Annotated in this window: 17 protein-coding genes and 3 pseudogenes; 9 read left to right on the forward strand and 11 right to left on the reverse strand. The window is 72.9% G+C overall.

The genetic code is table 11. The features are described from left to right. Nucleotides 1–19 precede the first annotated feature (19 nt). Nucleotides 20–475: a GatB/YqeY domain-containing protein gene (locus KIF24_RS01130; protein WP_221082367.1), complete on the forward strand. Its 456-nt coding sequence runs from the start codon at nt 20–22 to the stop codon at nt 473–475. Nucleotides 476–583: 108 nt separating this feature from the next. Here KIF24_RS01130 and KIF24_RS01135 read toward each other — a convergent pair whose 3' ends face one another. Further along, the gene (locus KIF24_RS01135) at nt 584–3,040 is read right to left on the reverse strand and encodes a penicillin-binding protein (protein ID WP_221082368.1); all 2,457 of its coding nucleotides are present in this window, start codon (nt 3,038–3,040) and stop codon (nt 584–586) included. A gap of 403 nt (nt 3,041–3,443) precedes the next feature. Between KIF24_RS01135 and KIF24_RS01140 the strand changes: the two genes are divergently transcribed. Then, complete coding sequence (locus KIF24_RS01140) at nt 3,444–3,764, forward strand: WhiB family transcriptional regulator (protein ID WP_221082369.1); 321 nt, start codon at nt 3,444–3,446, stop codon at nt 3,762–3,764. A 4-nt stretch (nt 3,765–3,768) separates the two neighbouring features. On the opposite strand, the gene KIF24_RS01145 is transcribed toward KIF24_RS01140, so the two are convergent. Genes KIF24_RS01145 through KIF24_RS01155 form a run of 3 tightly spaced genes read right to left on the reverse strand, consistent with a single transcriptional unit; the run spans nt 3,769 to nt 6,574 of the window. Further along, nucleotides 3,769–4,926 carry an ArsA family ATPase gene (locus tag KIF24_RS01145; RefSeq protein WP_221082370.1) on the reverse strand — a complete coding sequence of 386 codons (1,158 nt, stop codon included), beginning with the start codon at nt 4,924–4,926 and terminating at the stop codon, nt 3,769–3,771. A 53-nt stretch (nt 4,927–4,979) separates the two neighbouring features. Further along, nucleotides 4,980–5,957, reverse strand: a complete 978-nt coding sequence (locus KIF24_RS01150; RefSeq protein WP_221082371.1) for an ArsA-related P-loop ATPase — start codon at nt 5,955–5,957, stop codon at nt 4,980–4,982. A gap of 26 nt (nt 5,958–5,983) precedes the next feature. Further along, nucleotides 5,984–6,574 (reverse strand): Rv0361 family membrane protein, encoded by a 591-nt coding sequence (locus KIF24_RS01155; protein ID WP_221082372.1) that lies wholly within the window; start codon nt 6,572–6,574, stop codon nt 5,984–5,986. 323 nt (nt 6,575–6,897) lie between these two features. Here KIF24_RS01155 and KIF24_RS01160 point away from each other — a divergent pair, with 323 nt between their 5' ends. The 7 genes and pseudogenes from KIF24_RS01160 to KIF24_RS01190 all read left to right on the forward strand — a co-directional run bounded on the left by KIF24_RS01160 (nt 6,898) and on the right by KIF24_RS01190 (nt 14,922). Next, nucleotides 6,898–7,407, forward strand: a complete 510-nt coding sequence (locus KIF24_RS01160) for a hypothetical protein (protein ID WP_221082373.1) — start codon at nt 6,898–6,900, stop codon at nt 7,405–7,407. Between the two features lie 43 nt (nt 7,408–7,450). Further along, nucleotides 7,451–7,606 (forward strand): DUF4177 domain-containing protein, encoded by a 156-nt coding sequence (locus KIF24_RS01165; protein WP_013736319.1) that lies wholly within the window; start codon nt 7,451–7,453, stop codon nt 7,604–7,606. Nucleotides 7,607–7,628: 22 nt separating this feature from the next. Then, on the forward strand, nt 7,629–8,090 hold the full coding sequence (locus tag KIF24_RS01170) for a RidA family protein (protein ID WP_221082374.1): 462 nt from the start codon (nt 7,629–7,631) through the stop codon (nt 8,088–8,090). 114 nt (nt 8,091–8,204) lie between these two features. Further along, on the forward strand, nt 8,205–9,032 hold the full coding sequence (locus KIF24_RS01175) for an MBL fold metallo-hydrolase (RefSeq protein ID WP_221082375.1): 828 nt from the start codon (nt 8,205–8,207) through the stop codon (nt 9,030–9,032). Then, a pseudogene (locus tag KIF24_RS01180) lies at nt 9,029–12,643 on the forward strand (adenylate/guanylate cyclase domain-containing protein). Before KIF24_RS01175 ends, KIF24_RS01180 begins: the two are co-directional and overlap by 4 nt. Nucleotides 12,644–12,852: 209 nt before the next feature. Further along, nucleotides 12,853–13,314, forward strand: a pseudogene (locus KIF24_RS01185) (hypothetical protein); the annotation flags it as partial. Between the two features lie 130 nt (nt 13,315–13,444). Further along, nucleotides 13,445–14,922, forward strand: a pseudogene (locus KIF24_RS01190) (serine/threonine-protein kinase). A 25-nt stretch (nt 14,923–14,947) separates the two neighbouring features. On the opposite strand, the gene KIF24_RS01195 reads toward KIF24_RS01190, so the two are convergent. The 7 genes from KIF24_RS01195 to KIF24_RS01225 form a co-directional block, all read right to left on the reverse strand. After that, entirely contained in the window at nt 14,948–15,250 is a 303-nt protein-coding gene (locus tag KIF24_RS01195; protein WP_221082376.1) for a hypothetical protein, read from the reverse strand. A gap of 135 nt (nt 15,251–15,385) precedes the next feature. Then, entirely contained in the window at nt 15,386–16,570 is a 1,185-nt protein-coding gene (locus KIF24_RS01200; RefSeq protein ID WP_221083117.1) for an acyl-CoA dehydrogenase family protein, read from the reverse strand. Next, nucleotides 16,570–18,597 (reverse strand): ATP-binding protein, encoded by a 2,028-nt coding sequence (locus KIF24_RS01205; protein ID WP_221082377.1) that lies wholly within the window; start codon nt 18,595–18,597, stop codon nt 16,570–16,572. Before KIF24_RS01205 ends, KIF24_RS01200 begins: the two co-directional genes overlap by 1 nt. A 191-nt stretch (nt 18,598–18,788) precedes the next feature. Then, the gene (locus KIF24_RS01210; RefSeq protein WP_221082378.1) at nt 18,789–20,390 is read right to left on the reverse strand and encodes an acyl-CoA carboxylase subunit beta; all 1,602 of its coding nucleotides are present in this window, start codon (nt 20,388–20,390) and stop codon (nt 18,789–18,791) included. Beyond that, nucleotides 20,387–21,646: an acyl-CoA dehydrogenase family protein gene (locus KIF24_RS01215; RefSeq protein WP_221082379.1), complete on the reverse strand. Its 1,260-nt coding sequence runs from the start codon at nt 21,644–21,646 to the stop codon at nt 20,387–20,389. Before KIF24_RS01215 ends, KIF24_RS01210 begins: the two co-directional genes overlap by 4 nt. Then, nucleotides 21,643–23,325 (reverse strand): acyclic terpene utilization AtuA family protein, encoded by a 1,683-nt coding sequence (locus tag KIF24_RS01220; RefSeq protein WP_221082380.1) that lies wholly within the window; start codon nt 23,323–23,325, stop codon nt 21,643–21,645. The genes KIF24_RS01215 and KIF24_RS01220 overlap by 4 nt, the downstream gene beginning before the upstream one ends. Beyond that, nucleotides 23,322–24,125, reverse strand: coding sequence for a TIGR03084 family metal-binding protein (locus tag KIF24_RS01225; RefSeq protein WP_221082381.1), 804 nt, complete (start codon nt 24,123–24,125; stop codon nt 23,322–23,324). The genes KIF24_RS01220 and KIF24_RS01225 overlap by 4 nt, the downstream gene beginning before the upstream one ends. Nucleotides 24,126–24,150: the final 25 nt, after the last annotated feature.

The following is a 24,150-nucleotide window of genomic DNA, read 5'->3' on the forward strand; positions in this document are numbered from 1 at the left end:
CAGGGTAGTTTGACCGTCCATGAGCACGCTGAAGGACCGCCTCACCGCCGACATGCGCGCCGCCCTGAAGGCCCGCGACGAGTTGACCACCTCCACCCTGCGGATGGCCCTGGCCGCCGTCGGCAACGCCGAGGTCTCCGGCAAGGCCAAGCGCGAGCTCAGCGACGACGAGGTGCTGTCCGTGCTGACCAAGGAGGCCAAGAAGCGCCGGGAGGCCGCGGCCGCCTTCGCCGACGCGGGTCGTACCGAGCAGGCCGCGAAGGAGACCGCCGAGGGTGCGGTGCTGGACCGCTACCTGCCCAGACAGCTCTCCGACGCGGAGCTGACCGAGCTGGTCGCGGGGGCGCTCGCCGCGGGCGGCTTCACCGGCAAGGCTCAGATGGGCCCGGCGATGAAGGCGGCCCAGGCCGCGGTGGCCGGCCAGGCCGAGGGCGGTCGGGTGGCCGCCGAGGTACGCCGCCAACTCGGCCTCTGACGACTCCCCCCGGCGTCCCGACCGACAACTCGCCCGGCGCCCGGACATCGAAACGGGCGGGCACCCCGTTGAGGGATGCCCGCCCGTTCGTCTCGACTCGGCTGCCGATCAGCCGCCAGGGCGGTCGTCCGGCGGCCGGCCCGGGTTGCTGGGTGGACCGTTGCTGGGCCGGCCGTTGCCGCCGTCGTTGTCGTTGTCGTTGTTGCCACCACCGGAGCTGATCAGGATCGTCACGATCCCGCCCTTGATGGTGCGACCGCCGGGGCTGGTGCCGGCGGCGGTGCCCGCCGGGCATTCCGAGGTGATCCGGCTGCTGGAGACGATCGGCTGGAAGCCGGCGCCGGAGATGCGCGACTTCGCCCGCGCGATGTCGACACACCGGACGCCGGGGATGCTGCGCTGGTCGCCCTCGGAAATCTTCTTCCCCGGCGCGTCGAAGTTGATCCGCTTCTTGCCCTTCATGGCGTCGCGCAGCGTCTGCCAGACCGGCGGGTTGATGCCGTCCGCCTGATTGTGCTTCATCTTGACGTTGGTCTGCGGCCAGTCCGGGTCGGCCATGATGCCGGCCACCGCGTACTGCTTGGTCATCGCGACCAGGGCGGCGGTCTTCTCCGAGTCGGTGGTGCCCGACTTGCCGGCCACCGGGGCGTCGACGATGCCCTTGGTCTGTGCGGCGGTGCGGCTGCCGCCGCACTTGGTGGTGGAGGAGTTGTCTCCGACCGGGCAGCGGGCGACGTCGACGGCGGCCCGGGCGACCTCGGTGCTGACCCGCTTCTCGCAGCGCGGGTTGGCCACGTCCAGCTTGTTGCCGTCCAGGTCGCGGATCTGCTGCACCGGGATCGGTTCGCAGTACTTACCGTCGGCGGCGAGGGTGGCGTACGCGTTGGCCAGCTCCAGCGGGGTGGCCTGCGACACGCCCAGGGTGAACGCGCCCCACTGGTGCGCGGCCTCCTTGTCGTTGGCGAACTTCGCGTCCTCGCTCTGCCGGAACTGGATGCCGAGCCGCTTGGCCGCGTCGACCACGTTCTCCGCGCCGACCTGCTGTTGCAGCGGGACGAAGTAGGTGTTGATGGATGCGGAGAAGGCACTCCACATGTTCTGTACGCCGCCGGCCTTCTTGCCGGAGTTGGTCGGGCAGTAGAGGTTGGTGCCCGGGCAGGCCGCGTCGCTGCTGCTGTCGATGATGTACTCGGACTTGAAGGTCTGCGGCGCGTTGATGGTGTAGCTGAGCGGGATGCCCTTCTCCAGCGCGGCGACGATGGTGAAGATCTTGAAGGTCGAGCCGGCCTGGTAGCCGGTGATCCCGTCGCCACCGCTCAGCAGCGGGTTGACCGTGTTCGGGTAGTTGCCGAGCTTCCCCTTCTTGCGCTTGGCCGGGTCGCTGTGCGGCTTGTTCTTCGGGCTCTTCGGGTTGTCGAGCTTGAAGTTCCGGTTGACCGACAGCGCGCGGACCCGGCCGGTGCCGGGCTCGACCACGGCGACCATGGCGGCTTCCTTGGAGGTCTCCGGCTTGGCCCTGCGGACGGCCTTGTCGGCGCCGTCCTGCGCCTGCTTGTCCAGCGTGGTGATGATCGTGTAGCCGCCGCTCTTGAGCCGCCGCTCCCGGTCGTAGGAGGTCGAGCCGAACGTCTCCTGGGCCATCCACCAGCGGTAGAAGTAGTCGCAGAAGAAGCCCCAGGCGTTCTTGTTGGTGGCGACGCAGCCGTTCGGTGCCCGCTTGCCCTTGACCTTGAGCTCGGCGGCCTTGGCCGTGTCGGCCTGCTGCTGGGTGATCGCGCCGATCTTGGCCATGTTGTCGATCACGTAGTCGCGCCGGGCGATCGCCTGCGGGCGGCCGCTCTTGGTGGTCGGGTCGAACGCCGTCGGCGCCTTGACCAGGCCGGCCAGCATGGCAGCCTCTTCGATCTTCAGGTCCTTCGGGTGCTTGTTGAAGTAGACCTGGCTGGCGGCGTAGACGCCGTACGCGCCGTTGCCGAAGGCGGCGAGGTTGAGGTAGCTCTCCAGGATCTGATCCTTGCTGAGCTTCTTCTCGATCTGCAGCGCGTAGTTCATCTCGCGCAGCTTGCGGGCGCTGGTGTCCTCGGTCGCGGCGACCACGTCGGCCGGGTGGGTGGCCGAGTACGCGATGCCCATCCGGACGTACTGCATCGTCAGCGTCGAGGCGCCCTGCCGGTCGTTGCCCGCGGCGCTGTTGTTGACGAAGGCCCGGGCCACGCCGTTGAGGTCGACCCCGTTGTGCTTGTAGAAGTCGTGATCCTCGGCGGCGATGATCGCGTTGCGCATGTTCTCCGAGATGTCGGCGAATTCCACGTCCCGCCGGTTCTCGTCGTACATGGTGGCCAGCGGTGTCTTGCCGTCCGAGGCGAGCAGGTAACTGATCTGGGGCGCACGGGACACGGTCAGCTCGTTCGGCAGCGCACCGAAGGTCTCCGCGCCGGCCTTCGCGGCCAGGCCCGACATCGCCACCGCGGGGAAGGCCGCAGCGGCGACCACCACACCGGCCAACAGCCCACAGATGAGCAGCGATGCGGCGTTGGTCAGGACGTTGTGGTCACGTTTCCGCATCCAGGTCACCTCGACAGGGTACGCGAACAGGTAACGAGGGGCGCTGGGGCGTCTTTTCCCCATTTCCTGCGCGCGCCGTCCTCGTTGTGCTAGACGCGTGGCACCGGGTGTCCGGTTGCGTGGATCCGTGCCGAGTTTCCTCCTCGCGGAGGTGACCCGCAGCGTTTTCGCGGACTCCGGTGGGGTAAGCGGCCGGTCCCGAGCCCGAGAAGCCGGGAGTGTCCGGAATGATGGATTTGGCCGACAACGTTGCGTAATCGGGCGACTACAGAGCATGATGGAGGCGGCGACAGCGCCACATGTCGTCCGTGCCGCCTTGGGGGTAAGGCGTGCCGGACGACCGGGGGGATTGCCGGCTGGCCCGCGACGGCGTCGGTAGTACTGCAAGGGGGGACGTGTACAGATGGGCATGATCACTGACTGGCCGTCGTTGGCGGCGTGTCAGAACGGGGACCCGGACGCGTTGTTCGTACAGGGCGCCGAACAGAACGTGGCGAAGCGGATCTGCCGGAGCTGCCCAGTCCGGTACGAATGCCTGGCCGACGCGCTGGACAACCGGATCGAGTTCGGCGTGTGGGGTGGCATGACCGAACGGGAACGCCGCGCGCTGCTGCGCCGCCACCCGCAGGTCACCAGCTGGCGGAAGATGTTCGAGGCGGCGATGAAGAAGAACGCGAAGGACAAGGCCGGCCAGGACAAGATCCTGGCCGCCGCCGGCAGTTAGACCGTCACGGTCGGTCGCGGCTCATCGCCGCACCGATCGTCCGCAGCCCGTCGACGTCGTGCACGTCGGCGGGCTGCGCCGGCACCGAGACGGCCGGCACCTGCGGAAACGCCTCGGTGAACCGGGTGGCCACCTGCTGCTCGCGTACCGCCTGCTCGGCCAGGGCCGCGTGCGCCCGCAGCACCTCGACGGTGCCCTCGTGGCCGCCGGCCGAAGCCAGCTGGTCTGCGGCGGCGCGACTGGCCGGCGCCTCCAGCCCGGGTACCGCCGGGCGGTGCACCCGGTTGAGCACCAGGCCGGCAAGCGGCATCTTCTCCTCGCGCAGCCGGCCGGCGAAGTAGGCGGCCTCCCGCACCGCGTCCGGCTCCGGCGCGGCGACCAGCAGGAACGCCGTCTCGCGGGCCTGAAGAATGCGGTACGTCTGCTCCGCGCGCTGCCGGAACCCGCCGAACATCGAGTCGAGCGCGGCGACGAAGCCGGACAGGTCGGTCAGCAGTTGCGTGCCGATGACCTTCTGCACGACCCGGGAGAACATCCCGAAGGAGGCGGTGACCAGGCTGAACATGCTGCGCCCGCCGGTCCGGGCCGGGGCCAGCAACAGCCGCAGCATCCGCCCGTCGAGAAAACGGGACAGCCGGGCCGGCGCGTCGAGGAAGTCCAGCGCCGAGCGGGAGGGTGGGGTGTCCACCACGATGAGTTCCCACTCGCCCCGCGCGTGCAGCTGGCCGAGCTTCTCCATCGCCATGTACTCCTGCGTACCGGCGAAGGTGGAGCTCATCGCCTGGTAGAAGGGGTTCGCGAAGATCTCCGCGGCCTTCGCCGGATCGGTGTGCTGGAGCACCACGTCGTCGAAGGTGCGCTTCATGTCCAGCATCATGGCGTGCAGCTCGCCGCCGCTGTCCTCGGCGTCGATCCCCTTCACCTGCCGGGGTGTGTTGTCCAGCTCGTTCAGACCGAGCGACTGGGCCAGCCGCCGCGCCGGGTCGATGGTGAGCACCACCGTGCGCCGGCCGTGCCGCTCGGCGGCACGCAGCGCGAGCGCGGCGGCGGTGGTCGTCTTGCCCACCCCGCCCGCTCCGCAGCAGACCACGATCCGTACGCCCGGGTCGGCCAGGATCTGGTCGACGTCCAGCGGCGGCGCGGCGGTGTCGGAAGGCACCAATCGAGCGTATCGGGCCGGCTCGCTCCGCGCGGCAGGCCGAGGTGAGGTGTGCGTCAATCGCCGCGGACGAGTGCCCTGGCGAGGACATCGAGGCCGGCGCGGTCCACCCCGTCGGGCAGCAGCGGGAGTTCCACCAGGGGCCGGCCCAACTCCACCAGGTCGGCGCGGAGCGAATCCTCCAGTTCCCGGCGGATGACCAGGTCGCGGGCCTCCTCGTGCAGCCCGGTCACGACCCGTTGGTCGACCGGCAGCCCGGCGGCACGCAGCCCCCGCGTCAACTCCGCCTCGGTGACCAACCGGCCCGCCGGCAGCGGTGCCCGGGTGCCGTTGACGATCAGCCGGCCCACACCGAAACCCAGCGCGGTCAGCTCGGCGATCGCGTCGACGGTCTCCTGCACCGGCATCTCCTCAAGCAGGGTCACCACGTGCACCGCGGTCATCGGCGAGCGCAGCAGCGCCGAGACCCCCTCGCTCTGGGTCTTGATCGGCCCCACCTTGGCCAGCCGGGCGGTCTCGGCGGTGACGTTCAGGAACCGCCCGATCCGACCGGTGGGCGGGGCGTCCAGCACCACCGCGTCGTACACCCGTCGCTGGTCGACGGTGCGGGTGGTCGCCTCCTTGAGCTTGCCGGTGAGTAGCACGTCGCGCAGGCCCGGGGCGATAGTGGTGGCGAAGTCGATCGCACCGAACTTGCGTAGCGCCCGGCCGGCCGCGCCGAGCTTGTAGAACATGTCCAGGTATTCGAGCAGCGCCTCCTCGGCGTCCACCGCGAGCGCGCAGACCTCGCCGCCGCCGGGCGCGTCGGCCAGGCGCCGTTCGGCGTACGGCAGCGGCTCGGTGCCGAACAACTGGGCGATGCCCTGACGCCCCTCCGCCTCGACCAGCAGCGTGCGCCGACCGCCGGTGGCCAGGCCCAGGGCCAGGGCGGCGGCCACGCTGGTCTTGCCCGTGCCTCCCTTGCCGGTCACCACGTGCAGGCGGGCGGGCCAATCGGTGCCGGCCCGGTCAGCCGGGCGCTGCGCTGCTCCCACCCGTCGAGCCTATCCATCCGGCGAGGTCAGGCGACCTCGCAGACCCACCAGCCGGTTTTCCGGATCACGGTGAAGCGCAGGTCCTGGTCGGCGATCTTCTCGTCGGCGGTGGTCACCGTCACCGTGGTGGTGACGGTTGCCCGGTCACCGGTCTCGTTGTCCACCGTCGGGGTGTCCCAGCGGAATCGGGGACTCTGGTGGGTCGAGACGTACTCCTCGACCTCGGCGACCTTGGCCCTGATCTTGTCCTGGTCGCGGGCGGCCGTGCAGACCAGCTTCGCCGCCTTGGCCGCGTCCCGCTCCTGGTAGACCGCGGTGAGGAAGTCGTCGACCGCCACCGACGGATCCTGCGCACCTTCGCCGGACTCGGTGTTGCGCAGGGTCAGGAACGCCGCCACGCCGCCTCCCACGCAGAGCAGCAGCACCACGACCAGTGCGACCGAGGCCAACAGTGCCCCCCGCTTGCGGGGTGGGCCGGCTGGCGACTGGTACGCCGGATAGCCGGACGGGGGTGGGCCCGCCGAGCCGTGGCCGTCGGCCGGGGCGGCCGGCGGGGAGGACTGGGCCGGTGGATGGTCGGCGGGGCCGGTCGGGCCGCCGACGGGTGGCTGGGTCATCGGTCCCCCCGGGTGCGACGCAGCACCGCGCTACGGCGGTGAGCGTGGGATCGGGTGGTCGGGCCGGGCGCCCGTCCAGACCGGAAGGGTATCGGTCCCCGGTGCCGTTGCGGAGGGCCCGGTGCCGCGCGCGGGCGGGGTGCCATCGGCTTCCGCTGCTGGGTGTCGCAAATGTGACCGAATGCCATCGGGCGTGCGCGTCCTGTTGATGGGACCGGCCGGCCGGTCCTACGGTCGCTCCGGCACGCCCGGCTCGGGCCGGGCGGATGCGGCCCGGATCGGCGGGCGGCGCCGTGACCAGGTACGACGCCGGGAGGCAGTGCATGCGCGACACGGACAACACCCTCCGAGCCCAGTTCCCGGCCGGGCCACAGCGGGGCGGCCGGACGGCTGGCGGCCACTCCTCCGGCCGGCCGCCGACGAACGAGCGGTCGTACCGGCGGCCCGCCGAGTCGGGCACCAGCGCCGAGCCGGCCGGGGGACGGGAGGAGGACGGCCCCGGGTACGTGATCCACCTGCCCATCCGGGTGACCGACCTGGCTGCCGCGACGGCCCTGGCCGGCCGGGTGGCGACCTCGTTGAACTTCCTGCTCGAACTGGACGCCGGCGAGACCGAGGTGTCGACGGCCGACGACCAGAACAACCGGCACCGGGTCTTCTGCGATCTGTTGCTGCCCGACCGCAGCCGTTGCCCCCAGCCCTACGACCACACCGGCCCGTGCGGGGAGTTGCCGCCCGCCCCCGAGCAGCGGCCCGCGGTCGGGCAACTACCCGCCGAGGAGCGGTCCGCTGTCGAGCAGCGTCCCGCGTCCCGGCCGGCCGGTGGACCGTAGGCTGTGCCCCGAAGTGTCCACGCCACCGAGGGAGCCCTCCACGATGCAGAAGTGGGAATACGCCACGGTCCCGCTGCTGGTCCACGCGACCAAGCAGATCCTCGACAACTGGGGTGAGGACGGCTGGGAACTCGTTTCCGTCGTTCCCGGGCCGAATCCGGAGCAGCTCGTCGCCTACCTGAAACGACCGAAGGCATGAGTGAGCGCGGCGGAGTAGCGGCATGAGCAAGGGGCCGCACGCCAAGCTGGCGGAACTCGGACTGGAGCTGCCGGAGGTGGTGCCGCCGGTGGCGAGCTACGTGCCGGCCGTGCAGTCCGGGCAGCACGTGTACGTCTCCGGGCAGTTGCCGATGGCCGAGGGCAAGCTGCTGGCCACCGGCAAGGTCGGTGCCGGCGTCTCCGCCGAGCAGGCCAAACAGCTCGCCCAGCGGTGCGCCCTCAACGCGCTTGCCGCCATCGATTCGCTGGTCGGCCTGGATAACGTCGTCAAGGTGGTGAAGCTGACCGGCTTCGTGGCGAGCGCACCGGGATTCACCGGCCAGCCCGGTGTGATCAACGGCGCCTCGGACCTGCTCGGCGCGGTCTTCGGTGAGGCCGGTCGACACGCCCGATCGGCCGTCGGCGTCGCCGAGCTTCCGCTGGACGCCCCGGTCGAGGTCGAGGTCATCGTCGAGGTCTCCTGACCCTGCCGCGATCTTGCAGTTCCCACCCGGACGAAGAGCCCTGACTCCGGACGAATCGGGGACCGGAACTGCAAGATCGCGGGGGGTCGCGCCCGGAGTCGTACGATCGCAGCCATGGGAGGGCATGTGACGGGGGCGGTGACCGCCCTCGCCAGCGAACTGCCGGAGTGGGTGACGCTGTTGCGCGCGCCGAACCCCGGGCCGATGACGCTGGACGGCACCAACACCTGGCTGCTGCGGGCCGCGCCCGACGAGCCGGCCCTGGTGGTCGACCCGGGGCCGGCGGACGAGGCGCACCTCGCGGCGATCGTCGCGCAGGGGCCGGTCGGGCTGGTGCTGATCACCCACGGACACCCGGACCACACCGAGGGCGCTGCCCGCCTGCACGACCTGCTCGGCGGGGCGCACGTTCTCGCCGCCGACCCGGCGCACACCATCGGCGGTACGCCGCTGACCGAGCCGGGCGAGGACTTCGGTGGCTTCGGCCTGGAGATCCGCCTGCTCGCCACTCCCGGTCACACCGCAGACTCGGTTTGCTTCCTGGCCGAGCGCGACGGTCAGCACGTGGTCCTCACCGGCGACACGATCCTCGGCCGGGGCACCACCGTGGTCGCCCACCCGGACGGGCACCTCGGCGACTACCTGGCCAGCCTGGAGTTGCTGTCGACGTACCGCGGGATTCCGGCGCTGCCCGGACACGGCCCGGCGCTGGCCGACTGCGGCGCCGCCGCCGACTTCTATCTCGCCCACCGCCGCGCCCGCCTCGACCAGGTCCGGACGGCGCTCGACGAGGGTGCGCGGAGCGCCGCCGAGGTGGTCGCGCGGGTCTACGCGGACGTGGACCGGTCGCTGTGGTGGGCGGCCGAGTGGTCCGTCCGCGCCCAACTCGAATACCTCGACCGGGAATCCGACGGCGGCAGCGCGGGGTTGGACCGACCGTGACCTGCCCGGTGTGTGGAACCGTGGCCGTGCCCGGCGCCCGGTTCTGCCACAACTGCGGCGCCGCGCTGCCGGCCGCCGCCAGCCTGCCGGCCGCCGAGCGCCGGGTGGTGACCGTGCTCTTCGGCGACCTGTCGGACTTCACCTCCTGGTCGGAGGACCTCGACCCGGAACGCGTGGGTGCGGTCACCGACCGGGTGCTGGCCGCCCTCGCCGGGGCGGTCAAGACCTTCGGCGGGCACGTCGACAAGCTGACCGGTGACGGGATCATGGCGGTCTTCGGTGCGCCGGTGGCGCACGAGGACGACGCCGAGCGAGCGGTTCGCGCCGCGCTCTCCATGCAGCGGGCGGTCCGCCGGGTGCTCGACGACGAGCGGGGCGGCGGCGCACCACTGGGCCTGCGGGTCGGCCTGAACACCGGTGACGTGATCGCCGGTATCCAGGCCGCCATCGAGTACACGGTCATCGGCGACACCGTCAACACCGCCGCCCGGCTGGCCGACGCCGCCGCCGTCGGAGCGGTCTACGCCGGCGGGCGCACCGCCGCGGCCACCCGGCACGTCGCGAGCTGGCGGGCGCTGCGTCCGCTGCGGCTCAAGGGCAAACGGGAACCGGTCGAGGCGTACGAGCTGCTCGGCCTGCTGGACGCGCCGGGCACCCGCTCCGGCCTCGGCGACGAGGCGCCCTTCGTCGGCCGGGAGACCGAGATCGGTCGCGTCGCCGGCCGGCTGGCCGAGGTGATCGACCGCGGTGAACCCCGGGTGCTGCTGATGACCGCCGAGGCGGGCATCGGCAAGTCCCGGTTCGCCGCCGAGGTGGAGCGCCTCGCCGCCGGCTACGACGTGGGCGCGGGCCGGTACGCCGCGCACACCGGAGCCCGGGTGCTCTCGGTGCGCTGCGCCGCGTTCGGCGAGCGTCGCCGGCTGGCCCCCTCGCCGACCTGGTGCGCGCCGCCACGGGGCTGCCCAACGACCCGGCCACCGCGGTCACCCGCCCGGCCGTCGAGGAGCGGCTGCGCCGCCTCGGGCAGCGACTCAGCCGCAGCCGCGCCGAACCGGCCCCGGTCGCCGTCGACCAGTTGCTGGCCCTGCTCGGGTACGCCGAGCTGCCCACCGGTGGCCCCACGGACCAGGGCGAGTGGAGCGGTGCCCAGCCGCCCGTCGACGCCGACGCGGTACCCAACGCGGTTGCCGACCTGCTCAGTGCGCTCGCCGAGGAGGCGCCGCTGGTGATGGTCGTGGACGACCTGCACGACGCCACCGCCGAAACCATCCAGGCGCTGGAGCTGACGCTGTCCCGGCTCACCGGGCCGGTGCTGGTGCTGCTGCTCGGCCGGCCCGAGCTGGTGCGTACCGCCGGCACCCTGGCCCGGGTCGCGGACGCCGAGGTGCAGCCGCTGCCGCCACTGCGCGGTGCCGACGCGGCCCGGCTGCTGACCAGCTACCTCGGCGGCGGGCGGCTGCACCAGGCCGACACCGACCGGCTGCTCGCCACCGCCCAGGGCAACGCGTTCTACCTGGCCGAACTGGTCACCCTGTTGATGGAGCGCGGCGCGCTCACCGCCGGCATGGGCAACGACTGGCGGCTGGCGCCCGGTTCACTGGGCAGCCGGCTGCTCTCCCGTGACCTCGCGGCGGTGCTCGCCGCCCGGATCGACGCCCTGCCCAACGAGGCCCGTTCGGTGCTACGCGACGCCGCGGTGGTCGGCGACGCGGTGCCCGACGGCGCGCTGGAGGCGCTGCGGGATCAGCGGGCCGGTCGCGACGGCCGGCCGGCCGCGGTCGCCGCGGTCGAGATGGAACGCGCGGTCGAGGAACTGCTGCAACGCCGGATGCTGCACCGCACCCGCAGCGGGTATGCCTTCGCCACCCCGCTCATGCGGGAGGCCGCGTACTCCGGGATCAGCAAGGCGGAGCTGGCCGAGCGGCACGCCGCACTGGCCCGCTGGGCGGCCCCATGGGCAGCCCAGGCGCCCTCGCGACCGGCCCGGCCGCCATCGCGAGCGGCACGGGCGGGGTCGCGACCGGCCCCGGCGGCTTCACCGAGGCGACCCGGGACGAGTTCGTGGCCGAACACGTCGAACGGGCCACCGCGCTGGCCGACGCCGTCACGCTGCGTCCGGACGCGCCGGCCCGGGCGGTCGCGCCGCTGGGCGTCACCGCCCTCGGCCGGGCCACCCGCCGGGCACTGCACGCGGGCGAGCCGGCGCTCGCCGTCGAGTACGCCGAACGCGCCGCCGAACTGGCCCGCGACGGGGTGCCGGCGGTAGATCGGGTGGTGCACGCCCGGGCGCTGCTCCAGGTCGGCCGGGCCGCCGACGCGCTGGCCTCGGCCGAGAAGATCGCCGCCAACGCGGGGGACCCGTCGACCCGAACCAGTGCCCTGCTGCTCGGCGGTCAGGCCCAGCAGGTGATGGGCGACCTGCGGCGGGCCGAGTCGTGCTGGCGGGAGGCGTTGCAGGTGGCCACCGACGCCGACCTGCCGACCCTGCGAGCGTCGGCGATGCGCCGGCTGGGCATGGCGGACTTCGTGGCCGGGCGGCTGGGGCAGGCGAGCAGCCGGCTCGCGGCCGCGTACCAGGTGAGCCTGGCCGCGCGGGACCGCCGGGGGCAGGCCTGGTCGTTGCAGAACCTGGCCTGGGTGACCACCACCCGCGGCGACTTCGCCGGCACGGACGCGGTGCTGGGCCGGGCGGCCCGGCTCTTCGCCGAGCTGAAGGACCCGTACGGACGGGCGTGGTTGCGTGGCACCACCGCGTTCGCCCGGCTGCTCGCCGGTCGGTTGCGGGAGGCGCGCCGGCTGGCCCGGATCTTCCTGCCGTTCGGTGAGCGGGTCGGTGAGGCGTGGGCGGTCGGCACCCTGCGGGCGGTCGACGCGTACGCCAACGCCGAGCTGGGGGAGTTGGTCGACGCCGACCGGGAGGCCCGTCGGGCGTACCGGGATTTCGCCGCCGCCTCCGACGACTGGGGGCAGGGCTTCGCGCTGGTGGTCCGTGGCGTCGTCGCTCGTGGCCTGGGTGAGCCGGAGCACGCCGCGGACCTGCTCACCGACGCGCTGTCGTACGGCCATCGGACCGCCCATCCGCTGCTCACCGGGATGGCCGGCACGCTGCGCGGTTTCGTCGCCCTGGACATGGGCGACGTGGCCGCCGCGGAGCGGGACGCCCGTGCGGTGCTCACCACCGTGGAGCCACACAACCCGCAGGCGCCGGCCCAGGTCGCCCCCGGGTGCTGCTGGCGACGGCCCGACTGGCGGCCGGCGACTCCGGCACCGCGGTCGGCCTGCTCGCTCCGGTCGCCACCGCCGCCGCCACCACCGGGTCACTGATCTTCTCCCGCCGACAGTCGATGGCGCGTTACGCCTCGGCCCTGCTCGCCCATGGCCAGCGGGAGCAGGCGCTGGACTGGGCCCGGCGGGCGGTGAAGGCGCCGGCCGAGGACGTCCGTAGCCAGGTCATCGCCGCGAGCGTGCTGGCCGAGGCGCTGGTCGCCTGCGGGCGACCGGCGGAGGCGAAGGCCTGGGCCGAGGACGCGGTCCGGCTGGCGTACGCCACCGAGCAACGCAGCGAGCGGGCCGCCGCCGAGGCACTGCACACCCGACTCCGCACCGCCTGACGGGCCGCCCCCGACGAGGCCACCCGATCCCGGATCGAGCAGGATCCCGGATGGCCGACCGATGGAGCCGGGCCGATTCGTCCGATCGTTGCCGGCCGGGTGCGGATCTGACGGTTTCGGGGATGTGGCCTGTCGGTGGTGGCCGCTAGCGTGAATCCTGCACGGGACCGTCAACATGGACGGTCGGGCCGGTCAATGGGAGGGTTCAGATGAGGTTGCCGCGTTCGGTCGCAGGTTGGACGATCGCGGTGTTCGGCCTGCTGGCGCTGGTGCTGGGCGCGGTCGGCCTGCTCTGGCCGGAGGCCCTGCTGGGGGTGCTCGGTTTCGAGATTCCGGAGACCCGCGCGCCGGGGGACCACACGGGCACCTTCGTGACGGCGTCGTCGATGGCCTCTTTCAACATGGGGGTCTACTACCTGCTCGCCACCGCGACCGAGTGGCGGCCCTTCTACCGCTTCACGGTCGTGTTCCGGCTGGTGACGTTCACGGTGTTCACCCTCGCGGTGCTGGCCGACGTGGCACCCGGGCAGTTCTTCGGGGTGGCGGCCTGGGAGGGCCTGGGTGCGCTCGCCACCGCCGCCGGGCTCTGGTGGGACGCGCGTCGCGGGAGCCGGTCCGCCGGCAGCACAGTGACCTCGGCCGATGGTGCGGGGGCGGTAGGCGCCGCCGCTGCGGGCGGGGACGGATCGAGCGCCGGCGAGCCGGTGTCGGGCGACCGGCGTGGTGTCCCGGCGCCGGGCACGGGGCCGGCAACCGATGCGGTTCACTGAGCGGCCGGCCCGATTCGGTATTTTCGAAGTTGTGACCGACACCCCGCCCGGCGCCCTGCCGACGCCCATCGTGCCTGGTCTGACTGATTTGCAGGTTTTTGCCCGAGGTGGCTACGCGACGGTCTACCGGGCCACGCAGATCTCGGTGGGTCGTGAGGTCGCCGTCAAGGTGGAGAACCGGACCCTGGTCAGCGAGCGGGACCAGGCGCGCTTCCTGCGTGAGGCGCGCGCCGCCGGCCGGATGTCCTCCCATCCGCACGTGGTCGATTTGTTCGACGTCGGGGTGACCATCGACCAGCACCCCTACCTGATCATGGAGCTCTGCGACGGGTCGTACGCGGAGCGGATGCGAAACTCCCCGCTGGGCGCGGTCGAGGCCCGTGACCTCGGCGTCAAGATCGCGGATGCGATCGCCCACTCGCATGCCGCCGGAGTGCTGCACCGCGACGTCAAGCCGGCCAACATCCTCCACTCGCACTTCAACCCGGCGGTGCTGGCCGACTTCGGGCTGGCCGTGGTCGCCGAGATGCGCGACGCTTCGGTCGCACTGGAGGTGCTCACCCCGGCGTACGCGCCGCCGGAGATGTTCAACCACAGCCCGCCGTCGCCGGCCGTCGACGTGTACGCGCTCTGCGCCACGCTCTACGCGGTCATGCACGGCCGGCCGCCGCGCTGGCAGGCCGAGCGCAACCCGAGCCTGGTCACCGTGCTGGAGATGTTCCACCAGCCGATTCCGGGACTGCCCGGCATCCCCGAGGAACTGCTCGACGTGCTGCGCGTGGGGATGGCCAACGATCCCGGCGACCGCCCCTCCGCCGCAGAGCTTCGCGACCTGCTCACCAACCTGCCGCTGGGCACGCCGGCCGGCGGGGTGACCGCACCGACCGCACCGACCGCACCGACGGGTGCCGTCGGTGGCCGCCACCCGGCCGGCCCCGACCAGGCGGCGGCCCCCGTGGAGGGTGGCTCGACGGAGCGGCGCCGCGGGCGACGTTGGTTCCTGGGTGCCGCCGGTGCGGTCGCTCTCGCCGCCTCGGCGGGGTCGGGGCCTGGGCGGCGGGTGGCGTCCCGTCGCCGCAGCCCACGCTTCCGGCCCGACCGGCGGCGACCGGCGTGTTCCGTCCGGGCTGCGCCGCCCTGCCCGGGGCGCTTCCCGACGGTGCGCAGTGCGCGCCGGAGTTGGAGTGCTTCGGGCCGGTGCAGGTGCGCGCCCAGCGGGCCGTGGCCAGCCGGGTGCCCTGCGACGCCCGGCACACCTGGGAGAGCTACGCCCAGGGGCAGTTGCGGGCAGCCTTGGCCGACGCCGATCACGACGAGGTCGTCGCCGATCCGGCCGTCCGCCGGGTCTGCAACGCGGAGACCTTCCGGTTGGTCAGCGGGATCCGCCAGATCACCGGTTGGAATCTGGAGGTGCTGCCGCCGGCCGACGCGGACGGTGACCTCACCTATCGCTGTCTGGCCGGGCAGGGCCTCAACGGCCTCGCCTCGCCGACCCTCACGAACGGCTAAGCGCCGGCGACGATCGCCGCCGTGGTCAGTGCCGGCCGTCGTCGCGGCGGTGGCGGTCCCGCATCGCCCGGACCGCGTCCCGGTCGCCAAGCGTCTCCAGCGTGTCCGCGTCAATTCCGGGCAGCTCGGCCCCGGGGTGGGTGGTCGGCTGGCCCGGACCTGGCTGGCCGTCCGCGTCATGCTGCCTGGCAGCGGTCACGGCCACCCCGGCGATGGTGGCGAGCAGGACGCAGAGCAGGGCCATCGCCACCCCCAGCAGATCCTGCCGGCGCCCGACGACCAGCGTGACCAGCAGCCAGGTCGCCGCGAGTGCCGTGACCACGGCCACGGTCCGAGCGTCGGGTCCGGGGAACCGTCTCACCGGTCCAGAATGTCGGAGATCGCCGATCTGTCAACAGTGGCCGGATCCCGGATGTGTAACAGCTGTCACTGATCAACGTCACCGGCCGCTGACTGAACCTGCTCAATACGACTTGTCCTGGCCGAGGACGTGTTGGGCGACGAAGTTGAGAATCATCTCGCGGCTGACCGGGGCGATCCGGCCCGCCCTGACCGCACCCAGCAGCGTTGCCACCCCGTATTCGGTGGTCATGCCGGCGCCACCGAGCGCCTGCACCGCCGTGTCGACGGCGAGGGCGGCGGCCTCGCCGGAGGCGTACTTGGCCATGTTGGCGGAGCTGCCGGCCTCCAGGTCGCGGCCGGCGTCGTACAGCGTCGCGGCCTTCTGGATCATCAGGCGGGCCAGCTCCACCTGCACCGCGGCGTGCGCCAGCGGGTGCGACACGCCCTGGTGCGAGCCGATGGTCCTGCCGCCCCAGACCGACCGGGTAGCGGTGTACTCCGACGCCCGCTCGATGGCGTACCGGCCGGTGCCGGCGCCCATCGCGGCGACCGTGATGCGCTCCGGGTTCAGCCCGGAGAACAGCGCCGGCAGGCCGGCGTCCAGCGACTCGCCGACCAGCGCGGCGGCGGGTAGCCGCACCTCGTCCAGGTAGAGCAGGAACTGGTTCTCCGGGGAGACGATCTCCATGTCCAGCTTGGACCAGGTCAATCCGGGTGCGCCGGTCGGCACGATGAACAGCGCCGGCTTCAGTTGCCGCGCGCCCGCCGAGCCGCCACCGCCCTCCCCGGTCGAGACCCGGGCCACCACGAGGACATGGCCCGCCTCGTCCACCCCGGAGATGTAGCACTTGCGTCCGGAGAGGACCCAGTCGTCGCCGTCGCGGCGGGCGAGGGTGCCGAGGCGGTGGAAGTTGGAACCGGCCTCCGGCTCGGTGATCGCGAAGACGATCTTCTGGGAGCCGTCGGCCAGGCCGGGTAGGTGCCGGTTGCGCTGCTCCTCGGTGCCGTGCCGGTTGATCACGGTGGCGGCGATGGCGGGGGAGACCACGAGCAGCAGCAACGGGCAGCCGGCGGCGGCCAACTCCTCGCAGACGATGGCCAGGTCGGTGATGCCGCCGCCTCCGCCGCCGTACTCGGTGGGGATGTTGACGCCGAGGTAGCCGAGCTGGCCGGCCTCGTGCCACAGCTCGGTGGTGTGCTCGCCGGCCTTCGCCTTGGCCACGAAGTAGCTGTGGCCGTACCGCCGGCCCAGCGACCGGACGGCGTCGCGGAGCTGCTCCTGCTCCGCGCTGAGGTCGAAGCTCATCACGATGCCTCCTCAACAGGGGTGACCACGGCGAGCACGGCGCCGGTGTCGACCTGGCCGCGGGCCGGTGCCGGCAGCTCGGTGACCACACCGTCGGTCGGGGCGAGCACCGGGTGTTCCAGCTTCATCGCTTCCAGGGTCAGCAGCAGGTCACCGGCGGCGACCCGCTGGCCGACCTCGACGTGCACCCGGGCCACCGCGCCGGGCAGCGGCGCCAGCAGCGACCCGGCGGCCAGTTCCACGCCCGGCAGCGGGAAACGCGGCAGCTCGACCAGGCTCGCCGCCCCGTCCGGGCCGTCCACGAAGATCTCCGATCCGACCTCGTGTACGCGGTACGCCCGGCGCACCCCGCCCACGTCGAGCACCACCCGCTCCGGGGTGGCCTCGACCAGGGCGAGGGCCGGCGGCCCGTCCTCGGGTCCGTCTCCGGCCGTCGGGGCGACCGCCGTCCGCGTGGAGGCTTCGCGGACCGCCCGCACGGACCACTCGGCGAGCCGGCCGGCGCGGTCCAGCCGGTAGCGGACCTCGATCTCGCCGTCGGGGCCGGTGTATCGGGTGGCCTGGGGGAACGCCGGCACGTTCCGCCAGCCGGAGGGGATCCCGGCCAGCAGCGGTGCGGCGGCCCGACGGGCGGCGGCCGAGGCGAGCGCCGCCGCCAGGGCGGCCAGCGGGAGCTGCGCGGCGGGCAGCAGCGGAGCGAAGAGCCCGGCGTGTCGGTCCAGGAAGCCGGTGTCGACGTCGACCGCGCCGAACTCCTGGCTGCGCAGCACCCGGACCAGCAGGTCGCGGTTGGTGGTCACGCCGTGTAGTTCGGCCCGGGCGAGGGCGCCGGCCAGGGTGCGGGCCGCGTCGGCACGGGTGGGTGCCCAGGCGATCACCTTGGCCAGCATCGAGTCGTAGTGCACGCCCACCGGCGAACCGTCCAGCACACCCGAATCGAGCCGCAGGCCCCGCGTCGGCGTGAACTCGCCGGTCACCCCCGGAATCGTGAACCGGTGCAGGGTGCCGGCGGCCGGGCGGAAGCCCTGGGCCGGGTCCTCGGCACAGAGGCGTACCTCGATGGCGTGGCCCTCGACCGGCGGAGTCGCCGCCAGCGGCAGCGGTTCGCCCTCGGCGACCAGCAGTTGCAGCCGGACCAGGTCCAACCCGGTGACCGCCTCGGTGACCGGATGTTCGACCTGGAGGCGGGTGTTCATCTCCAGGAAGTGGAACGTGCCGTCGGGGGCGAGCAGGAACTCCACCGTGCCCGCGCCGACGTAGTCGACCGCCCGGCCGGCGGCCACCGCCGCCGCGTGCAGCCGTGCCCGCAACTGCGGCCCGACGATTGCCGGTGCCTCCTCGACGATCTTCTGGTGCCGGCGCTGGATCGAGCAGTCCCGCTCGCCGAGGGCCAGCACCGTACCGTGCCGGTCGCCGACGATCTGCACCTCGACGTGCCGGCCACCTTCGACGTACCGCTCGATGAAGACGGTGCCGTCGCCGAACGCCGCAGCGGCCTCGCGGCGTGCGCCGGCGACGGCCTCGGCGAGCCCCGCGGCGCCGCGGACGACCCGCATGCCGCGACCGCCGCCCCCGGCGGTCGCCTTGACCAGCACCGGGAATCCGGTGACCTGCTCCGCGTCGGTCCAACTGGGCAGCATCGGCACGCCTGCGTCGGCGAGCAGCTCCTTCGCGGCCAGCTTGTCGCCCATCGCGGCGATCGCCATCGCGGACGGGCCGACCCAGGTCAACCCGGCATCGGTCACCGCCGCGGCGAAATCGGCGTTCTCGGCGAGGAAGCCGTAACCCGGATGGACGGTGTCCGCACCGGACCTGCGGGCCGCGTCCAGGACCGCGTCGAGGCGCAGGTACGTCTCGACGGGCGTGTTACCCGGCAGGTGTACCGCCTGGTCGGCCTCGGCGACGAAGGGCGCGTCGGCATCCGCGTCGGAGTGCACCGCGACCGTCTCGACACCCAGCGTCCGGCAGGTGGCGAAGACCCGACGGGCGATCTCCCCCCGGTTGGCCACCAGCAGTCTAGTGATCATTTTGGGCTGAGCCAGCCTTTCGTTTCGCGACTGCGGGACTCCGCTTCGCTGCGTTCCTCGCGCTCACGGGTGCCGGCCTTTCGTTCGCGACTGCGGGACTCCGCTTCGCTGCGTTCCTCGCGCTCACGGGTGCCGGCCTTTCGTTCGCGACTGCGGGACTCCGCTTCGCTGCGTTCCTCGCGCTCACGGGGTCACATCCGGAAGACGCCGAAGCCGCCGGCGCCCCGCACCGGTGCGTTGTGCACGGCCGACAGGCAGAGGCCGAGGACGGTACGGGTGTCCCGAGGGTCGATCACCCCGTCGTCGTAGAGCCGGCCGGAGAGGAACAGCGCGCCGGACTGCGACTCGATCTGCTGCTCGACCATCATCCGCATCGCCGCGTCGGAGTCCTCGTCGAACTCGTGACCGCGGGCGGCGGCGGCCTGTCGGGCCACGATGGACAGCACCCCGGCCAGCTGCGCAGGCCCCATCACCGCCGAGCGCGCGTTCGGCCAGGTGAACAGGAACCGTGGCTCGTACGCCCGGCCGCACATGCCGTAGTTGCCCGCCCCGTACGAGGCACCCAGGTTGACCGTCAGGTGCGGCACCTTGGAGTTCGACACCGCATTGATCATCAGCGCGCCGTGCTTGATGATGCCGCGCTGTTCGTACTCGGTGCCGACCATGTAGCCGGTGGTGTTCTGCAGGAAGATCAGCGGGGTGTCGGCGGCGTTGGCGAGCTGGATGAACTGGGTCGCCTTCTGCGCCTCCTCGCTGAACAGCACGCCCCTGGCGTTGGCCAGCACGCCGACCGGATAGCCGTGCAGCTCGCCCCAGCCCGTCACCAGCGCGGTGCCGTAGGCCGGCTTGAACTCGTCGAACTCGCTGCCGTCGAGCACCCGGGCCAGCACGTCACGCGGGTCGAACGGCACCTTGAGGTCGGCGCTGACGATGCCGAGCAACTCCTCCGGGTCGTACTTCGGCGGCTGTGGCATCGGGTTGCGCGGCCCCGGCCCCTGCTTGCGCCAGTTCAGCCGGCGTACGCACTGCCGGGCCAGCCGGATGCCGTCGCGCTCGTCGGCGGCGAGGAAGTCGGCCAGTCCGCTCCTGGTGGCATGCATCGCCGCACCGCCCAGCGACTCGTCGTCGGCGTCCTCGCCGGTGGCCATCCTCACCAGCGGCGGCCCGGCCAGGTAGACCTGCGACCGCTCCTTGATCATAATGGTGAAATCCGACATACCGGGCACATAGGCGCCGCCGGCCGTGGCGTTTCCGAAGACCACGCTGACCGTGGGGATCTTCTCGGCGGAGAGCCGGGTCAGGTCGCGGAACACCCGGCCGCCCGGGATGAAGATCTCCGCCTGGGTGGGCAGGTCCGCCCCGGCCGACTCGACCAGATTGACCATCGGCAGCCGGTTGGCCAGGGCGATCTCGCCGGCCCGCCGGGTCTTGGCGAGCGACCACGGGTTGACCGCGCCGCCGCGTACCGTCGGGTCGTTGGCGACGACCAGGCACTCGACGCCCTCCACCACACCGATCCCGGTCACCACGCTGGCCCCGACGGGGAAGTCGGTGCCGTACGCGGCGACCGGGGACAGTTCCAGGAACGGGCTGTCCCGGTCCAGCAGCAGCTCGACACGCTCCCGGGCAAGCAGCTTGCCACGCCTGTGGTGCCGGGCCACGTACTTCTCGCCGCCGCCCGCCCGCGCGTGATCGAGCGCGGCGTCCAGGTCGGCGAGGCGCTCCAGCAGCGCCGCCCGGTTGGCCTGGTGCGTCGGCGAGGCCGGGTCGACCGGGCTCTCCAGTGTGGTCACAGGCCCATGCCCTTCGCGACGATCTCGTTCATGATCTCGGTGGTGCCGCCGCCGATGCCGAGAATCCGGGCGTCCCGGTAGTGCCGCTCCACCTCGGCGTCCCGCAGGTAGCCGAAGCCGCCGTGCAGTTGCAGCGCCTGGTCGACCACCCAGTCGCCGGCCGCCACCGCCACGTTCTTCGCCATCGCCACCTCGGTCACCACCGGCTCGCCGGCCGCCACCCGGGCCGCCACCTCGTGGACGTACGCGCGGGCGGCCTCGGCGCGGGTGTGCATCTCCGCCAGCCGATGCCGGACCAGCTGCCGGCTGGCCAGCGGTCGACCGAAGGTGGACCGGTCCCGGCACCAGTTCACGGTCAGTTCGACGCAGCGCTGCGCGATGGCGTACGCCTGGGTGGCCAGCGAGAGCCGTTCGGCGGCGAGCTGCTGCATGATCGCGAGGAAACCGGTGTCCTCCTCGCCGATCCGGTTCGCCACCGGCACGCGAACGTCGGCGAAGGAGAGTTCGGCGGTGTCCGAGCAGTGCCAACCCAGCTTCTCCAGCCGCCGTCCGACGGTGAATCCGGGCGTGCCCTTGTCGATCACCAGTAGGCTCAGCGAGCCGCCGCCCGGAAGGCCGGTGCAGACCGCGGTGGTCACGAAGTCGGCCCGTACGCCGCTGGTGATGTAGGTCTTCGCGCCGTTGACCACGTAGTGGTCGCCGGCGCGGCGGGCGTGGGTGCGGATGCTCGCCACGTCGGAGCCGGCGTCCGGTTCGGTGATCGCCAACGCGCCGATCATCGAACCGGCCAGCGTCGGCCGGACGTAGCGGTCGATCAGGTCGCTCCCGGTGCTGGCCGGGCTCTCGGCGCCGGCGGTCCCGGTGGCTCCGGTCGGGCCGACGGCGCTCTCGGGGCCGGTCGACCGGCCGCCGAGCCGGCCACGGAGTCCGCCAGCGAGCCGGCCTCCGGCCGCGGCGACCATGTGCGGCAGCGCGATGCCGTGCGTGAAGAGCGCGGCGACCAGCCCCGACGAGCCGCCGCAGCGGATGATTTCCTCGGTCACGACGATCGAGTCGAGCAGATCCCCGCCGCTGCCGCCCATCGACTCGGGAAAGCCGATGCCGAGCAGACCGATCTTCGCGGCGCTGGCGTGCAACTCGCGGGGCACCTCGCCGGCCCGCTCCCAGTCGGCCAGGTGCGGCAGCACCTCGCGGGTCACGAAGGCCCGGGTCAGCTCGCGCAGTTGCCGCCGCTCCGGCGTGTCCACGATGGTCATGCCCGCAACTCCGTAGGCAGGTCGACGATCCGGGAGCGCAGCAGTTCGCCGAGGGCCTTGGCCTGCGGGTCGAACCGGGTGGAGGCGGCCACCCCCGGCCCGAGCAGCCCTTCGATCACGAAGTTGACCGCACGCAGGTTCGGCAGTTCGTACCGCGCGACGGCCAGCGGGGCGGTCTCCGGCAGCAGCTCGGCGAGCCGCGCCACGGTGAGCCACCCACGCAACCAGGCCCAGGTGGCATCCGTGCGCGCCCAGACGCCGAGGTTGGCATCGCCGCCCTTGTCGCCCGAGCGCGCTCCCACCACCTCGCCCAGCGGCGCGCGCCGGCTCGGGCCGGTCGAGTGCGAGGAAGGTCCGGTCGATGCCTGGTGTCCTAGCGGGGTCTCCGCGGGGCACGTCACCGGCGGCGGGGCGATCGGCTGCCGGGTGCCGTCCGGCAGCACGGCGAGATGGGCGACGGCGTCCTGCGGCACCGTGTCGGCGGTGAAGACGCCGTACGGGGTGGCGTCGCCGGGCAGCGTGGTCAGCGTGCAGCCCGGGTAGGAGGCCAGCGCCAGTTCCACCGCCGCCGCCGAGAACGCCCGCCCGGCCCGCGCCCGGTCACCGTCGCGCAGGTGTACGTGCAGCAGTGCGCTCGCCGACTCGGTGTCGGCGGCGTCCGGGTGGTCGGTGCGGGCCAGGATGAACTCCAGCCCCTCCTTGCCGACCGCCTGCTCCAGTTGTGCCCGGACCAGGGCCGCCTTCGCCGGTATGTCGAGCCCGCAGAGCACGAACGTCATCGAGTTACGGAAGCCACCCAGGTTGTTGACGCCGACCTTGAGCGTCTCCGGCGGGGGCGTGCCCCGGACGCCCCGGACGCGCACCCGGTCGGGTCCGTCCTGGTCCAAGCGCACCGTGTCCAGCCGGGTCACCACGTCCGGCCCGAGGTAGGCCGGTCCGCCCACCTCGTACAGCAGTTGGGCGGTGACCGTCTCGACGGTGACCGCGCCGCCGGTGCCGGGATGTTTGGTGAGCACCGCCGAGCCGTCCGGGTGCAGCTCCGCGATCGGGAAGCCCGGCCGGTGCCCGCGGTCGGGCAGCTCGGTGAAGAAGCTGAAGTTGCCGCCGGTGACCTGCGCCCCGCACTCGACGAGGTGCCCGGCGACGGTCGCCCCGGCCAGCGCGTCGAGGTCCTCGCGCCGCCAGCCGAAGCGGGCGACGGCCGGGCCGACGACCAGCGAGGCGTCGGTGACCCGGCCGGTCACCACGACATCCGCCCCGGCGTCGAGGCAGGCGGCGATGCCGAACGCCCCGAGGTACGCGTTGGCGGTGAGCGCCTCCGGCCTCGCCAGGGCGTCGCCCTGGACGTACCCGATCCGGACGGGCAGGCCGAGGCGGCCGGCGAGCGAGCGGATCGCGGCGGCCAACCCGGCCGGGTTGAGCCCACCGGCGTTGGTGACCAGCGTGACCCCGCGGTCGAGCGCGGCGCCCAGGCAGCCCTCCAGCTGCCGGAGGAACGTCTTCGCGTAGCCGAGGTCGGGGTCGCGCATCCGGTCCCGGCCGAGGATGAGCATGGTCAACTCGGCCAGGTAGTCGCCGGTCAGCACGTCCAGATCGCCGCCGTCGAGCATCTCCCGCCAGGCGGAGAACCGGTCACCGTAGAAGCCGGAGGCGTTGCCGACCCGGAGCACCCCGCTCATGACGGCGTGCCGGTGTCGGCCGTGGCCTGCGGGGCACGACCGGTGCCGGGCGGGCCGGCGAACGCCTGGGCCACGTCCAGCCACCCGTCGGCGACCGGCCCGGTGGCGACCAGGGCAAGGTCGGCGCGGTGCCGGCGCCGGGTCACCAGCAGGCAGAAGTCGAGGGCCGGGCCGGTCACCCGGTCGGCCGCCCCGGCCGGGCCGAAGGACCAGGTGCCGCCGGTGGGAGCCGCCAGCTCCACCCGGACCGCCGCGGTCGGCACCGGACGGCCGTGCGCGGCGAAGCTGTGCCCGAGTGTACGGAAACCCAGGAACGCGATGTGCCGCAGCCGTCCGGTGGCCGGCCGGGTGACGCCGAGCGCCTCGGCCACGTCCTCGCCGTGCGCCCAGGTCTCCATGATCCGGGCGGTCGCCATCGAGGTCGGCGACATCCGGGTGCCGTACCAGGGCAGCTTGTCGCCGGCCGGGACGGCGGCGAGGTCGGCCGCGAGCGCCGAGCGGCCGGCCCGCCAGCGGGCCAGCAGCGCATGGGGCGGGGCGAGGAACGACTCCGCCCCGGCGTCGACCAGCCGGGCCGGACCCGGCGTGGAGGTGAGCGTGGCGTAGAACGCGTCCGCGTCGGTCGCGGCGAGCCGGGCCACGTGATCCGTCCACGCCAGGTGGGCGATCTGGTGGGTGATCGTCCAGCCCTCGGCCGGGGTCTGCCGCGCCCAATCCTGCGCCGGCAGCGGCGCGACGAGCGCATCGAGTTGCTCGGACTCGGCGGCCAGATCCGTGAGCAGTGCGGTCAGGTCGACCATCGAACCTCCGGGCGGGTTGGACCGG

This window comes from Micromonospora tarapacensis (genome assembly GCF_019697375.1).
Taxonomy (GTDB): Bacteria; Actinomycetota; Actinomycetes; order Mycobacteriales; family Micromonosporaceae; genus Micromonospora; species Micromonospora tarapacensis.

Excerpts from the sequence above, each read along its gene's own strand:
- KIF24_RS01130 (WP_221082367.1), top strand. The coding sequence starts at position 20 with ATGAGCACGCTGAAGGACCGCCTCACCGCCGACATGCGCGCCGCCCTG.
- KIF24_RS01135 (WP_221082368.1), bottom strand. The coding sequence starts at position 3,040 with ATGCGGAAACGTGACCACAACGTCCTGACCAACGCCGCATCGCTGCTC.
- KIF24_RS01140 (WP_221082369.1), top strand. The coding sequence starts at position 3,444 with ATGGGCATGATCACTGACTGGCCGTCGTTGGCGGCGTGTCAGAACGGG.
- KIF24_RS01155 (WP_221082372.1), bottom strand. The coding sequence starts at position 6,574 with ATGACCCAGCCACCCGTCGGCGGCCCGACCGGCCCCGCCGACCATCCA.
- KIF24_RS01160 (WP_221082373.1), top strand. The coding sequence starts at position 6,898 with ATGCGCGACACGGACAACACCCTCCGAGCCCAGTTCCCGGCCGGGCCA.
- KIF24_RS01165 (WP_013736319.1), top strand. The coding sequence starts at position 7,451 with ATGCAGAAGTGGGAATACGCCACGGTCCCGCTGCTGGTCCACGCGACC.
- KIF24_RS01170 (WP_221082374.1), top strand. The coding sequence starts at position 7,629 with ATGAGCAAGGGGCCGCACGCCAAGCTGGCGGAACTCGGACTGGAGCTG.
- KIF24_RS01175 (WP_221082375.1), top strand. The coding sequence starts at position 8,205 with ATGGGAGGGCATGTGACGGGGGCGGTGACCGCCCTCGCCAGCGAACTG.
- KIF24_RS01200 (WP_221083117.1), bottom strand. The coding sequence starts at position 16,570 with ATGAGCTTCGACCTCAGCGCGGAGCAGGAGCAGCTCCGCGACGCCGTC.
- KIF24_RS01205 (WP_221082377.1), bottom strand. The coding sequence starts at position 18,597 with ATGATCACTAGACTGCTGGTGGCCAACCGGGGGGAGATCGCCCGTCGG.
- KIF24_RS01215 (WP_221082379.1), bottom strand. The coding sequence starts at position 21,646 with ATGACCATCGTGGACACGCCGGAGCGGCGGCAACTGCGCGAGCTGACC.
- KIF24_RS01220 (WP_221082380.1), bottom strand. The coding sequence starts at position 23,325 with ATGAGCGGGGTGCTCCGGGTCGGCAACGCCTCCGGCTTCTACGGTGAC.
- KIF24_RS01225 (WP_221082381.1), bottom strand. The coding sequence starts at position 24,125 with ATGGTCGACCTGACCGCACTGCTCACGGATCTGGCCGCCGAGTCCGAG.